Origin of the sequence: Amycolatopsis coloradensis (assembly GCF_037997115.1) — a bacterium.
Classification (GTDB): Bacteria; Actinomycetota; Actinomycetes; order Mycobacteriales; family Pseudonocardiaceae; genus Amycolatopsis; species Amycolatopsis coloradensis_A.
Genome location: NZ_CP150484.1, coordinates 1,506,534 through 1,518,887, shown reverse-complemented (window position 1 = coordinate 1,518,887; position 12,354 = coordinate 1,506,534). Strand labels below are relative to the sequence as shown.

General features: G+C 69.1%; 16 protein-coding genes. 10 read left to right on the top strand and 6 right to left on the bottom strand.

Annotated elements, in window-relative coordinates:
• The first annotated feature begins 21 nt into the window (after positions 1-21).
• On the top strand, positions 22-510 hold the full coding sequence (locus LCL61_RS06820; protein WP_340686059.1) for a hypothetical protein: 489 nt from the start codon (positions 22-24) through the stop codon (positions 508-510).
• Here the strand turns inward: LCL61_RS06820 and LCL61_RS06815 are convergent.
• Together LCL61_RS06815 and crgA are read right to left on the bottom strand one after the other, a co-directional pair.
• Complete coding sequence (locus LCL61_RS06815) at positions 495-872, bottom strand: PH domain-containing protein (protein WP_340688515.1); 378 nt, start codon at positions 870-872, stop codon at positions 495-497. The genes LCL61_RS06820 and LCL61_RS06815 overlap by 16 nt on opposite strands.
• Before the next feature lie 118 nt (positions 873-990).
• Positions 991-1,257 (bottom strand): cell division protein CrgA, encoded by a 267-nt coding sequence (crgA, locus tag LCL61_RS06810; protein WP_034322048.1) that lies wholly within the window; start codon positions 1,255-1,257, stop codon positions 991-993.
• 193 nt (positions 1,258-1,450) lie between these two features.
• Here crgA and LCL61_RS06805 point away from each other — a divergent pair, with 193 nt between their 5' ends.
• The 3 genes from LCL61_RS06805 to LCL61_RS06795 are packed head-to-tail and all read left to right on the top strand — an operon-like array spanning position 1,451 to position 3,698.
• Entirely contained in the window at positions 1,451-2,569 is a 1,119-nt protein-coding gene (locus LCL61_RS06805) for a class E sortase (RefSeq protein WP_340686058.1), read from the top strand.
• Positions 2,569-2,724, top strand: a complete 156-nt coding sequence (locus LCL61_RS06800; RefSeq protein WP_340686057.1) for a hypothetical protein — start codon at positions 2,569-2,571, stop codon at positions 2,722-2,724. Before LCL61_RS06805 ends, LCL61_RS06800 begins: the two co-directional genes overlap by 1 nt.
• Entirely contained in the window at positions 2,697-3,698 is a 1,002-nt protein-coding gene (locus LCL61_RS06795) for an LLM class flavin-dependent oxidoreductase (RefSeq protein ID WP_340688514.1), read from the top strand. The genes LCL61_RS06800 and LCL61_RS06795 overlap by 28 nt, the downstream gene beginning before the upstream one ends.
• A 41-nt stretch (positions 3,699-3,739) precedes the next feature.
• Here LCL61_RS06795 and LCL61_RS06790 read toward each other — a convergent pair whose 3' ends face one another.
• The 3 genes from LCL61_RS06790 to LCL61_RS06780 all read right to left on the bottom strand — a co-directional run bounded on the left by LCL61_RS06790 (position 3,740) and on the right by LCL61_RS06780 (position 5,703).
• Complete coding sequence (locus LCL61_RS06790; protein WP_005161845.1) at positions 3,740-4,132, bottom strand: SCO5389 family protein; 393 nt, start codon at positions 4,130-4,132, stop codon at positions 3,740-3,742.
• A gap of 110 nt (positions 4,133-4,242) precedes the next feature.
• The gene (locus LCL61_RS06785) at positions 4,243-4,977 is read right to left on the bottom strand and encodes an ABC transporter permease (RefSeq protein ID WP_340686056.1); all 735 of its coding nucleotides are present in this window, start codon (positions 4,975-4,977) and stop codon (positions 4,243-4,245) included.
• A 15-nt stretch (positions 4,978-4,992) separates the two neighbouring features.
• A complete protein-coding gene (locus tag LCL61_RS06780; RefSeq protein WP_340686055.1) occupies positions 4,993-5,703 on the bottom strand; it encodes an ABC transporter ATP-binding protein in 711 nt (236 codons plus the stop codon).
• A gap of 133 nt (positions 5,704-5,836) precedes the next feature.
• Here LCL61_RS06780 and LCL61_RS06775 point away from each other — a divergent pair, with 133 nt between their 5' ends.
• Both LCL61_RS06775 and LCL61_RS06770 read left to right on the top strand, forming a co-directional pair.
• Positions 5,837-7,612, top strand: coding sequence for a sensor histidine kinase (locus LCL61_RS06775; RefSeq protein WP_340686054.1), 1,776 nt, complete (start codon positions 5,837-5,839; stop codon positions 7,610-7,612).
• A complete protein-coding gene (locus tag LCL61_RS06770) occupies positions 7,552-8,208 on the top strand; it encodes a response regulator transcription factor (protein ID WP_340686053.1) in 657 nt (218 codons plus the stop codon). Before LCL61_RS06775 ends, LCL61_RS06770 begins: the two co-directional genes overlap by 61 nt.
• Before the next feature lie 52 nt (positions 8,209-8,260).
• On the opposite strand, the gene LCL61_RS06765 is transcribed toward LCL61_RS06770, so the two are convergent.
• Positions 8,261-9,580: an FAD-dependent oxidoreductase gene (locus tag LCL61_RS06765; RefSeq protein ID WP_340688513.1), complete on the bottom strand. Its 1,320-nt coding sequence runs from the start codon at positions 9,578-9,580 to the stop codon at positions 8,261-8,263.
• Positions 9,581-9,691: 111 nt separating this feature from the next.
• Here LCL61_RS06765 and LCL61_RS06760 point away from each other — a divergent pair, with 111 nt between their 5' ends.
• Genes LCL61_RS06760 through LCL61_RS06745 form a run of 4 tightly spaced genes read left to right on the top strand, consistent with a single transcriptional unit; the run spans position 9,692 to position 12,304 of the window.
• Entirely contained in the window at positions 9,692-10,336 is a 645-nt protein-coding gene (locus LCL61_RS06760; RefSeq protein WP_340686052.1) for an aminodeoxychorismate/anthranilate synthase component II, read from the top strand.
• Positions 10,333-11,130: an ATP-binding cassette domain-containing protein gene (locus tag LCL61_RS06755; protein WP_340686051.1), complete on the top strand. Its 798-nt coding sequence runs from the start codon at positions 10,333-10,335 to the stop codon at positions 11,128-11,130. The genes LCL61_RS06760 and LCL61_RS06755 overlap by 4 nt, the downstream gene beginning before the upstream one ends.
• On the top strand, positions 11,118-11,762 hold the full coding sequence (locus LCL61_RS06750; RefSeq protein WP_340686050.1) for a hypothetical protein: 645 nt from the start codon (positions 11,118-11,120) through the stop codon (positions 11,760-11,762). Before LCL61_RS06755 ends, LCL61_RS06750 begins: the two co-directional genes overlap by 13 nt.
• Positions 11,762-12,304 carry an AAA family ATPase gene (locus tag LCL61_RS06745; protein WP_340686049.1) on the top strand — a complete coding sequence of 181 codons (543 nt, stop codon included), beginning with the start codon at positions 11,762-11,764 and terminating at the stop codon, positions 12,302-12,304. Before LCL61_RS06750 ends, LCL61_RS06745 begins: the two co-directional genes overlap by 1 nt.
• The last annotated feature ends 50 nt before the right edge of the window (positions 12,305-12,354 follow it).

Here is a 12,354-nt window from a genome sequence, read left to right as displayed (position 1 = left end):
ATCATCAACTTGGGGGTTGAGATGAAGATCCGGAAAGCAGCAGCTCTCGCCGCCGTCGCCGTGCTGGCGTCGGCCTTGGCGCCGTCGGTCGCGCAGGCCGGTCAAGCCGCCGAGACCTGCCAGACCTACACCAAACGCTATTTCCTCGGCTCCGGCAGCGCGATCACGCTGCGTGTCGCCTACGTCGATGCGGCGTTGAAGATCTGCTTCGGCGATCCCGGCGTCACTTCGGCGGTGGCGACGCAGACCGTCGGCACCACCGGGCCGGGTGCGGCCACCGGCTGGGAGATCACCGCCGGTCCGGCCGTGGTGGAAGACCAGCGGCCCCGGCACGTGAAAGCGAAGTTCAGCGGTTCGCTGCGGACCTGCGTCGTCAAGATCAACCCGATCTGCTCGCCGGCCTCGCCGTACGAGATCTTCGGGGAATACGCGCCGCCGGCGGTGGGCCCGGCCGTCCCTGGCTGGTCACACGGCCCGAACGGCGACGTCCACTACTACGACAACGCCTGACCCTTGAGGGCGGTGAGGACGTCCAGGACGTCCCTGGGGTCCTCACCGAGGTCGATCCGGCCGAACACCAGCAGGTGGTCGCCGGATTCGACCTCGAGGGTCAGGTTGTCCCGGCCGAGCCGTCGCGTCGTGCGCAACCGCAGCCGGGCTTCGGACCAGGAGTAGCGGTGCGCGCCGCCGGCGGTCCTGGCCAGGATTCCGTCGGGTCCGGCGGCCAGCCGGGGACGGAGCAGGGTGCCGTGCAGCGCGAGAGCGCCCATGGACAGCATCGCGACCCCGGTCAGGACTGTGCCGCCGACGTCGCCGCCGAAGGCCAGCCAGAGCACTCCTGCCAGCAACAACAGGGTGATCACCCAGGCCACTACCACAACGTTCTGCCGCGGCGCCCAGGAGGTGGGGTAGTTATCCACAGGGGTTATCCACACTGGGGATGAGTCACACCGGTGTAATTAGGCGTCAAGCCGCCATCCGGGGTAATGCTCACCGCCACCGCATCGTCATGAGCAACCCGGCGATCATCAGCACGAAACCGATGGCGAAGTTCGTGTTGCCCAGATCCGCCATGAAGGGGATCTTGTCGCCCGCGATGTAGTTGACGACCAGCCACATCAGGCCGATCAGCATGAGGCCGAACATCACGATCTTGTAGAACAGGTTCGACGGGCCCGCCGCCTTGACCTTCACCGGCGTGCGGCGGTCGGTCGGCGGGGTGTACGCCGTCTTCTTGCGGACCTTGGACTTCGGCATCGTGTTCCTCGCGTACTGTTCGGCTTCCCTGGTGGCGATGACCCGCTTTCGGGTGCGCAACCAGCGCCACGTGCACACGTTAACGTAAACGAGCGCCGCTGGGCACCGTCCGGGACCGGTCGATTTCCCGCACTGTGACAATGGTGTCACAGACGGTTCGGCAGCGGTTTGGTTCGAGACTGAGGAGCTTTGCGTGGCTGAGCGGGAAGAGCCGGGCGGGGACCGTCGACGGTACTCCGAACGACCACCCGGCGGAGGCCGTCCGGCCCCCCGGCGTAGACCGGAGGACGCAATCCCGCCGCGCCGCGGCCAGGGAGAGGCGCCGACACCCCGCCGGAGGCCGCAGGACGGCAGGTCCTACGAAGGGCCGCCGCCGCGCCGCCGGAGCGACGCGCCACCGCCTCGCCGTCGTCCCGCGCCGCCGCCGGGGTCGACTGAGGAGACCGTCGTCTTCGAACCGGTCGGCGGTGGCACCGCGACCGAGGAACGTCCGCCGCCGCGCGAACTGGGCAAGGGCGGCGCCGCGATCCGGACCGTCGGCGAGCTCCTCATCACCGCGGGCCTCGTGGTGCTGCTGTTCATGGTCTACGAGGTCTACGTGACCGACCTCTTCTCCGCGGGCAAGCAGTCCGAGGCGAGTTCGGAACTGGACGGCGAGTGGGGCAAGGACCGGCAGCTGCACCCCGACCTGGTCGACGGGAAGGCGTTCGCCAGGATCCACATCCCGGTGTTCGGCGCCGACTTCAACTTCACCATCCAGGAAGGCACCACCGAGGCGGCGCTCGAAGTCGGCCCCGGCCACTACAAGGGCACGGCACTGCCCGGCGAGCCGGGTAACTTCGCCATCGCGGGCCACCGTGTCGGCAAGGGCGCGCCGTTCAACGATCTGGACAACCTCAGCTCGTGCGACCAGATCATCATCGAGACGCAGACCGACTTCTACATCTACAAGGTGCTGCCCTACAAAGACGAGGTCGAAGGCTGGGCCGCGGGCAAGGGCGCACAGCCGAAGTGCAAGAACGTCGGGACACTGCGCGACCCGAACGCCGTCGACGGCGGCGCCTACGGCGAGACCAACGGCCGCCGCATCGTGTTCCCGACCAAGGGCGACACGGTGAACCCGGTGCCGTACAAGGACCCGGATATCCTGCCGAAGGCCGAGCAGGTCTCGCTGCTCACGCTGACGACGTGTCACCCGAAGTTCTCGGCGAAGGAACGGCTCATCATCCACGCGGTGCTGGCTCAGCAGGTGCCGAAGAACCAGGTCGGCTCCTACGCCGAACTCCTGCCCAAGATCTCGGAGGCGCGCTGATGTACGGCTGGATCTGGCGCAAGCTGCCGGGCCCCTTCGCGGTGAAGCTCGCGACGGCCGTCGTGCTGGTGCTCGGGATCGTGGCGCTGCTGATGTTCGTCGTCTTCCCGTGGCTGGAACCGCGGCTCTGGTTCAACGAAGTGAGCGTCCAGTAGACGCGCGGTTCGGCGTCTTCCTTGTCTCCGGGCGGTTTCCCGGGCAGGAGGACGCCGATGTCCTGCGCCGGTCGGTCGACGCCGCCATCGCCGCGGAACGGGCCGGGTTCGACGACGTGTGGTTCGCCGAGCACCACTTCATGCCGTACGGCGTCTGCCCGTCCGCGATCACCCTCGCCGCGCACGTGCTGGGCCGCACCGAGCGGATCGCCGTCGGCACCGCGGTGAGCGTGCTGTCGGTCGCGCATCCGGTGGCGCTCGCCGAACAGTGGTCGCTGCTCGACGCGGTTTCGGGCGGTCGGCTGCGGATCGGCGTCGGCCGGGGCGGGCCGTGGCAGGACCTGGAGGTCTTCGGCACCGGCGCGGCCCGCTACGAAACCGGGTTCGAGGAGAGCCTCGACCTGTTGCTCGCCGCGATGATGTCGAAGACGGTCTCGGCGGACGGGGAGCACTTCCGGTTCCGGGAGGTGCCGATGGTGCCGCGGCCGGAGCGGGCTCCGCGCATGGTCGTGGCCTGTGGGGACGCCGGCTCTCGCGCGGTCCGGCTCGCCGCCGATCGCGGGCTGCCGATGCTGCTCGGGCTGCACACCGACGACGACGGCAAGATCGAAACCCTTGCCGCGTACGGGGATTCCGCCGCTGAACACGTCTCGACGGTGATGTGCCAGGTCGGGAACGACGCGCTGGACGTCGTGCGGTCTGCCTTGCCGGGCTCCCTCAAGGAGGGATTCGCCGGGCATGTGTACCTCGACGGCAAGCGGGGGCTGGACAAGGATCCGGTCTCCTACACCGACCGGCTGTGCGAGATGCACCCGATCGGCGGCGTGGAGTACTGCGTCGACCGGCTGGGAACGAGCATCCGGCGTACCGGGGTCTCCCACGTGATCATGATGGTGGAAGCGTCCGGTACGCCGGAGGGAACGCTCGAGAACATCGCGCGGATCGGGGAAGAGGTCCTTCCCGCGCTGCGCTGATGAGCCCTCAGCGGGAAAGCGTGCTTCGGGCTGCGCAGGGGTTAGCAGTCGCGGAGTTCCGGGCTCTGGTTCAGCAGCTGGCCGCGGACGGAGACGAACGCACGGTAGCGGTCACTGTCCACTTGGGACTTCTTGAACACGGCGACGCGGTGGCAGTTCTGGAACGCCAGCTTCACGCCGAAGTGCCGTTCCAGCCCGCCGCGGATGGCGTCCGAGGCCAGCGCCCGCAGCAGCTGGCCGCGTTCGGCCTCGCTCGGCGGCGGCGTCTCGTTGTCGGCGAACCCGTCGGCCGCGCCCTCGGCCTCCGCGATGACACCGGTGATCACGGTCCAGGCGTAGGGCAGGGACTCCCGGACACAGGCGACGAATTCGGCGTCGGAGACCTCCCCGCGCTCGGCCTTCTCCAGCAGCGCGGGCGATACATCCAGAGACATCGAACCTCCGAGAGAGACACAGTGAACGTGGGCCATCTCCCTGACTACTCACCCTCGGCCCCGGCCACAAGAGAAAACGATCATCATCACCACTTTGGCGGAAGCGGTCGTCACTCCCAGCGAAAGAGCTTCGCCGCCACGACACAACTGCCCACCGCGAAAGCCGCCAGTACGGTGAGTTGCAGCGGCTGGGCGCCGGTGCCGGTCCAGGCGTCTTCGAGGGCTTTGACGCCCGGCGGGACGTACGCGCCGATGTCCCGGATGGCCTCCGGCAGCAAGGGGCGCGGCAGCCAGACGCCGCCGAGGAACATGATCGGGACGTAGGCGATCATCGCGATCCCGCCCGCGGCGCGGCTGGTCTTGGCGACCGCCGCGGCGATCAGGCCGAGACCGAAGATCGCCGTCGTGCCGAGGACGAACGTCAGCAGGAAGCCGAGTGGGTGACGCGGGCTGGGGACGTCGAAGACGACGCCCGCCGTCACGAGGAGGATGCCGACCCCGCCGATCGTCACGGTGACGTTGATGATCAGCTGCGCCACCAGCAGCTGGGCCGGGTGCACCGGGGTGGTGGCGAAGCGGCGGAGGATGCCCTGTTCGCGGTAGGACGCGATGATCCCGGGGATCGCTTGCAGGCCCATCATCGCGATGGTGAGCACGATCATCGACGGCACCCAGGCGTCGAGGAAGCGCATACCCGTCGTTGTCCCGCTCTCCGCGCGAATGCCGGGGATCGCCCCGAGCACGGCCGTGATGGCGGTCGGCAGCACGAGCCCGCCGATGACGAAGCCGGGCGTGCGGAGGGCGAGTTTCGTTTCGGTGCGGGTGATGTTGGCGAGTGTGTTCATTTTCGTCTCCTCCGATCAGTCGCGGCCGGTCAGGGTCACGAAGGCTTCGTCCAAAGTGGATTTACCGGCGCGGTCACGGAGCTCGCCGGGGGTGCCGGTGGCGACCACGCGGCCGGCGTCGAAGATCGCGAGCCGGTCGCAGAGGCGTTCGGCCTCGTCCATGAAGTGCGTGACGAGGACGACGGTGACGCCGGTGTCGCGCACGGTCTCGACGAGCTTCCAGGTGTCGCGCCGGGCGTGCGGGTCCAGTCCGGTGGTCAGCTCGTCGAGGACGGCGATCTCCGGACGGCCGACCAGCGCGAGCGCGATCGAGACGCGCTGTTTCTGTCCGCCGGAAAGCTTGCCGAAGTACTTGTCCCGCTGCTGGGTGAGGCCCAGTTTCGCGAGCAGGTCACCGGTGTCGGCGGGGTTCGCGTAGAAGGACGCGTAGAGGTCGAGCGCTTCGTGGACCTTGATCTTGTCCGGCAGGCGGCTCTCCTGGAGCTGCGAGCCGAGGCGCTGCCGGAGGGCGCCGTGTTCCTTGCCGGGGTCGAGGCCGAGGACCGACATGGTGCCGGCGTCCGGCGTCCGCAGGCCCTGGAGGCATTCGACGGTGGTGGTCTTGCCCGCGCCGTTGGTCCCGAGGATCCCGAAGATCTCGCCCTGTTCCACGTGGAACGAAACGTCGTCGACCGCGACGTGCTCCCCGTACGTCTTGCGGAGGTTGCTGACTTCGATGAGTGGCATGCGAAAAACGTTATGGCGCAAGGAACTTCGCCAGAATGGCGCTGAACCCACACCTGGGGTGGGGCTGGGCCCACCCTGATCGGGGGCCTGTGGTCACTGTGCCGGGCCGGGGCGGTGGGGAAGACTTCGTCGCATGATCCGCACCTACCTCACCTCAGTGCGCCGGGGCTTCGTGCTCGCGGGGTTGGCGCTGGTGAGCTGGCTGGACCTGCTGCTCGAACTGGTGGGTTTCTGCCTGCTCTGTGTCGGCCTGGTCTTCGCCTACACGCTGGCGCTCGAAGGGACGCGTCCGCGCGCCGCGCTCACCCGCCGGCTGGCCGGACGCTGGTGCGGTGTCGACGTCGAACCGCCCTACCGGCCGGCGCCGCCGGAGCCGGAACGCGAGCGCGACGGCTGGTACCGCGACGGGAACAGCCTGTTCAAGCGGTCCTGGTTCATCCGGTGGACCAAACGGTTCGAGTGGATCTCCGACGATCCGGCGACCGGCCGGGATCTCGGCTGGCAGCTGTGGAATCCGTTGGCCGGTCTGGTGCTCGCGCCGGCGGTCCTGCTGACCGGACCGCGCGCGCTCCGGCTGTACGGGAAGTGGACGCGCTGGTGGCTCGGACCCCGCCCGGCCCGCGACGGAGACGGCTGGATCAAGAAGAGACTGAAGGCGCTGGGTTTCCAGATGGGGCTGTTCGCCCTTTCGGCCGCCCAGCTCGGGATGGTGATCCCGGCGCTGCTCGCCCTGATCTGGCCGTCGCCGCTGTTCGCGACGATGGTCGTCGCCGGCCGCACGGTGACCGACACCTTGCGCCGCGAGGCCAAGAACTGGACCGGCGTGCGGATCGACCGCCCGTACCTGCCGGAGCCGCCGTTCCCCGTCCCGCGCGCGGACGGGATGTACCAGCACGGACGGCAGCTGTACGACACACCGTGGTGGCCGGCGCGGCTGGCGCGCTGGCGCTGGGCGATGTCCGACCGCGCGACCTGGCGCGACATGGCGGCCGCGGTGGTCAACTCCGTGGTGCTGCTGCTGATGGTGGTGCCGACGGCGGCGCTGGTGTTCTTCGGTCTCTGGGGCGTGGTCGCGCTCTGGGTCTTGCGGCCGTTCGGGCAAGCGCTCGCGCTGACTCCGGTCGCCGTGGCGGCGTTCGTCGCCGGACTGGCCGCGGCGCCGTGGCTCGCCCGCCAAGGAGCGCGTTTCGCGAAGCTGCTCCTGGGGCCGACAGAGGCTTCGCGGCTGGCGCAGCGCGTCGAACGGCTGAAGCAGACGCGGACGGACGCGTCGGTCGCGCAGGCCGCCGAGCTGCGGCGCATCGAGCGGGACCTGCACGACGGGGTCCAGTCGCGGCTGGTCGCGATGGGGATGAAGCTGGGCGCGGTCGAAGCGTTGATCGACAGCGATCCGGCAGCGGCGAAACGGCTGGCCGCCGAGCTCCGGCAGACGTCGTCCGAGACGCTGACCGAGTTGCGGCTGCTGGTGCGCGGGATTCATCCGCCGGTGTTGTCCGAGCGCGGGCTCGGTGACGCGGTGCGGGCGATGGCGCTCGACAGTCCGTTGCGGGCTTCGGTGAACGGCGTCCTGCCTCGGCTGGAGCAGCCCGCGGAGGCGTGCGCGTACTTCGCGGTCAGCGAGCTGCTGGGTAACGCCGCGAAGCACGGCGAGGCGCGGCGAGTGTCGATCGACTTCGACTACGACGACGGTCTGTTGCGGATCGAGGTGACCGACGACGGCAAGGGAGGGGCGAACGCGGCCCGGGGGAGCGGGATTCGCGGGATCGAGCGCAGGCTGGGCGCGTTCGACGGTAGTTTCGCTCTGACCAGCCCGCTCGGCGGGCCGACGAAGGCGATCATGGAGATCCCGTGCCAGCTCGACCCCGATGCGTCGTCGCCGAGGACCAATATCTCCTCCGAGACGGCCTGACGCATTTGCTGACCGCGCACGGTTTCGACGTCGTCGAGGCGGTGGGCACCGGGCCGGAACTGGAACGGGCGCTGCGCACACACCGGCCCGACGTCTCGGTCGTCGACGTCCGGATGCCGCCGACGCTCACCGACGAGGGGCTTCAGGTCGCCCTGGCGGTGCGGCGTGACCTCCCCGGACTGCCGATTCTCGTTCTGTCACAACACGTCGAGCAGCTCTACGCGCGTGAGCTGCTCGCCGACGGCGCGGGCGCGATCGGCTACCTGCTGAAGGACCGCGTCTTCAACGCCGACCAGTTCATCGACGCGGTGCGGCGGGTAGCGGGCGGCGGGACCGCGATGGATCCCGAAGTGATCGCGAAACTGGTGGCGGGCAACGCATCCGACCCACTCGCGGCGTTGACCCCACGCGAGCGCGAGGTGCTCGGCTTGATGGCGGAGGGTTGTTCCAACGCGGCCATCGCCGGACGGCTGCACTTCAGCGAAGGGGCGGTGGGGAAGCACACCGCGAACATCTTCGCGAAGCTCGGCATCGTCGCCTCGGACGACACGAATCGCCGCGTTCTCGCCGTCCTCGCTTACTTGGGCACGCCGTGAAGGCCTCCTTCCCTACCTTGAGCGTAGGGAAGGAGGCCTTCAGGGAACGGGTTCAGGAGCGCGAGATGCGGGTCATCTCTTCGCGCTCGACGACCTTGACGCGTTCCCGGCCGTGCGGAGCGCCGAGGGACTTCTCGTGGGCGTCGAGTTTGCCCCAGCCCTCCCAGGTGGTGAAGGGCACGCCGCGTTCGGTCAGGAACCCGAGGATCGCGTCGGGGTCGTCCACGGCCGGGGCCGTCAGGGCGTCGGCGTCGGCCAGCAGGCTCGCGATCGTTTCGGCCGCGTCGCCCTTGGTGTGGCCGATGAGGCCGACCGGGCCGCGCTTGATCCAGCCGGTCACGTAGACGCCCGGCACCTGCTCCTCGTCGATGTCCAGCACCCGGCCCGCCTGGTTCGGCACGGTCCCGGTGGTGTGGTCGAACGGGATCTCCGGCAGATGCGACGACAGGTAGCCCACCGCGCGGTAGACGGCCTGGACGTCCCAGTCGTGGAATTCGCCGGTGCCGCGCACGTTGCCGTCACCGGTCAGTTCGGTGCGCTCGGTCCGCAGGCCGGTCACCTTGCCGTCTTCGCCGACGATCTCGCAGGGCGAGTGCAGGAAGTGCAGGTGCAGCCGCTTCGGCCGGTCGCCCTGGTCGCGGATCGCCCACTCCTGCAGCGTCTTCACGACCATGTCGATCTGCTTCGACGCCCGCAGCGCGGCGATGCTGCCCTCGTCGAACTCGATGTCCTCGGGGTAGACGATGACCTCGACGTTCGGCGAGTGGTCCAGCTCCCGCAGCTCCAGCGGCGTGAACTTCGCCTGTGCCGGGCCGCGGCGGCCGAACACGTGCACGTCGGTGACCGGGCTGGCCTTCAGCCCCTGGTAGACGTTGTCCGGGATGTCGGTGCTGAGCAGCTCGTCGGCGGTCTTCGCGAGGATCCGTGCCACGTCGAGCGCCACGTTCCCGACCCCGAGGACCGCGACCGAGGTGGCGTTCAGCGGCCAGGTGCGCGGCACGTCCGGGTGCCCGTCGTACCAGGAGACGAAGTCGGCGGCGCCGTAGCTGCCGTCGAGGTCGATCCCGGGGATGTCGAGCGCGCGGTCGGCCATGGCGCCGGTCGAGAAGATCACCGCGTCGTAGAACTGGCGCAGGTCGTCGAGCTTCAGGTCGGTTCCGTAGTCGACGTTGCCCAGCAGCCGGATGTTCGGCTTGTCGAGGACCTTGTGCAGGGCGGTGACGATGCCCTTGATCCGGGGGTGGTCGGGCGCGACGCCGTACCGGATCAGCCCGAACGGCGCCGGCATGCGCTCGAACAGGTCGATCGTCACGTCGGCGTCGGACTTGTCGAGGATGTCGGCGGCGTAGATGCCGGCCGGACCGGCACCCACGATGGCTACACGAAGAGAACGGCTCACTCCTACCACGGTAAGTTAGGCAGCCCTAACAATCATTGTGATCTGGCGTACGGTCCACCTGGTGGGAGCCGCTAAGCTGGCTCCATGCGCGTGCTCGTCGTCGACAACTACGACAGTTTTGTCTACAACCTGGTCCAGTACCTGGCCCAGCTCGGCGCCGACTGCACCGTCTGGCGCAACGACGTCGTGGAGATCGACAAGCTCGGCGAGTTCGACGCGGTGCTCGTCTCTCCCGGCCCCGGCACCCCGGAACGCGCTGGTCAGAGCATGGACGTCATCCGCGAATGCGCCGAGAAGCGCATCCCGATGCTCGGCGTCTGCCTCGGCCACCAGGCCCTCGGCGTCGTCTTCGGCGCCACCGTCGACCGCGCCCCGGAACTGCTGCACGGCAAGACCAGTCAAGTCCACCATTCGGGCGACGGAGTGCTCGCCGGGCTCCCCTCGGAATTCACCGCCACGCGGTACCACTCGCTGACCGTTTTGCCCGAAACCATCGACGACGCCGTGTTCGAGATCACAGGCCGCACCGAGTCCGGTGTGGTGATGGGCATGCGCCACCGCGAGCTGCCGCTCGAAGGCGTCCAGTTCCACCCCGAATCCGTGCTCACCCAGGGTGGGCACCGGATGCTGGCGAACTGGATGGCTTCGGCCGGGCACCCGGTCCCCGACGCCAGGGTCAACGAGCTCGAACAGGAGACCCGCGCGTTGCAGAAGGCCGCTGCTGCGTGACCTCGCTGATCCGGCTCGAAGGAGTCGGTAAGCGCTACGGCCGCGGTGAACCCGTGCTCGCCGACGTCGACCTCGACATCCCGGCGGGTCGCGTGGTCGGCGTTCTCGGCTCGAACGGTTCGGGGAAGTCGACGCTGCTCAGGATCCTCGCCGCACTTTCCCGGGTGACTTCGGGAAACGTCGTGGGCAGTCCGCGGGTCGGCTACCTGCCGGACCGCTTCCCGGCGGGACAGCGGATGAGCGCGCGGGCGTACCTGCGGCATATGGCCCGCATCGACGGTCATGTCGACTTGTCGGCAATCGATCCACTGCTGGACCGGCTGGCGCTGGTCGGCGGGCCGGACGCGCCCTTGCGGACCCTGTCGAAGGGCAACGCCCAGAAGGTCGGCCTCGCGCAGGCGGTCCTCGCCGAGCCGGAGCTGCTGATCCTCGACGAGCCCTGGTCCGGGCTCGACGTCGAGGCCCACACGGTGCTCGGTGAACTCGTCGCCGAGACCAAGGAACGGGGCGCGAGCGTGGTCTTCACCGACCACCGCGCGGCCGTCGTGCACGCCCATGCCGATGTCGTCTACCGGATGGACGACGGCCTGTTGACCCACGTCGAAGAAGGCGCGACGAGGATCGTCCTTCACGGACCCGATGGCGACTGGTCCTCGGAACCCGGCGTCAGCCAAGCCGTGGCCGAAGACGGGAAAGTCGTCCTGACGGTGGAAGCCGGGCACACGGACGCGGTCCTGCTGCGTGCGCTCAACCGCGGCTTCTCGGTCCGGGAGGTGGCGCCGTGCTCGCCATGACCCGCTACTACCTCGCGCTGCTCGGCCATTCCCAGCGCTACCTTCCCGCGATCCTCGCCTACCTCGCGGTGAACACCGTGCTCTACACGGATCCGAAGTCGCCGCTGCTGCCGCAGTACGGGATCAGCGCCGGTTCGCTTCTGGTGGTCTCGTGCTGGCTGACGATCGCGATGCTCGACGTCGAGGACCCGGTCCAGCGGCTGGTGACCTTCAGTCACGCACGACGCTGGCGATCGGTCCTCGGCGGCGCCACCCTGGCCGTCTTCGGCTGCGCCGCGGTGCTGATCGTCGTGACGCTGGTCTGGTCGGGCCTCCGCTCCGGCGGCTTCCCGATCGGCGCCCTCGCTCTCGGGGCCGCGGCGCACGCGCTGTGCGCGCTGTTCGGGATCGCGATCGGACTGCCCTGTTCGCGCCTGCTGGTCCCGCGCGTCGGCTGGTCCGTGCTGGCCGCGATCTTCGCGCTCGCGGCCGTGCTCCTGGTGAAGTGGTTGCCGCTGGCCAACCCGCTGCTGCGGGCCCTGACCTCGCAACAACCGCTTGCCGTCCCGTTCACGGTGGCCGCGGTGGCGGCGGTCGCCGCCCTGTTGCTGAGCGCGACGGCCGTCGGCCACCTGCTGCGGCGCAACGCCTGATGCCGCGTCTCATCGTGCTCAACGGCCCACCCGCCTGCGGGAAGTCGACGCTCGCCCGGCGGTACGCCGAAGATCACCCGTTGACCTTGAATCTCGACATCGACCGGATCCGCGGCCTCCTCGGCGCTTGGCGCGACGACCCCGCGAAAGCCGGGATGCTCGCCCGCGACCTCGCCGTGAACGCCGCGCGGACCCATCTGCTCGCGGGCCGCGACGTGATCGTCCCGCAGTTCCTCGGCCGCGCCCCATTCCTCGAACGACTGGAAACGCTCGCCGGGGAGACGGGCGCGGAGTTCCACGAGATCGTCCTCCTCGACACCAAGGACAACGTGCTCCGGCGGTTCGCCGAGCGCACCCGCGCCGCGGCCGAACCCGAACACGTCGAGGCGCACGAGATGCTGGGCGGCCCCGAACGGCTCGCGGCCATGTACGACAGGCTCGTGGCACTCGTCGCGACGCGACCGAAGGCGGTCGTGGTGCATACCAGCGCCGGGCGGATTCAGCAGGCCTACCAGGGGTTTCTTCGCAGCTTGGCGCCTTGATCCCTGCTTCCGGCGACAGGCGTGCCGTTACAGGTGAGGACAAAGCTGTC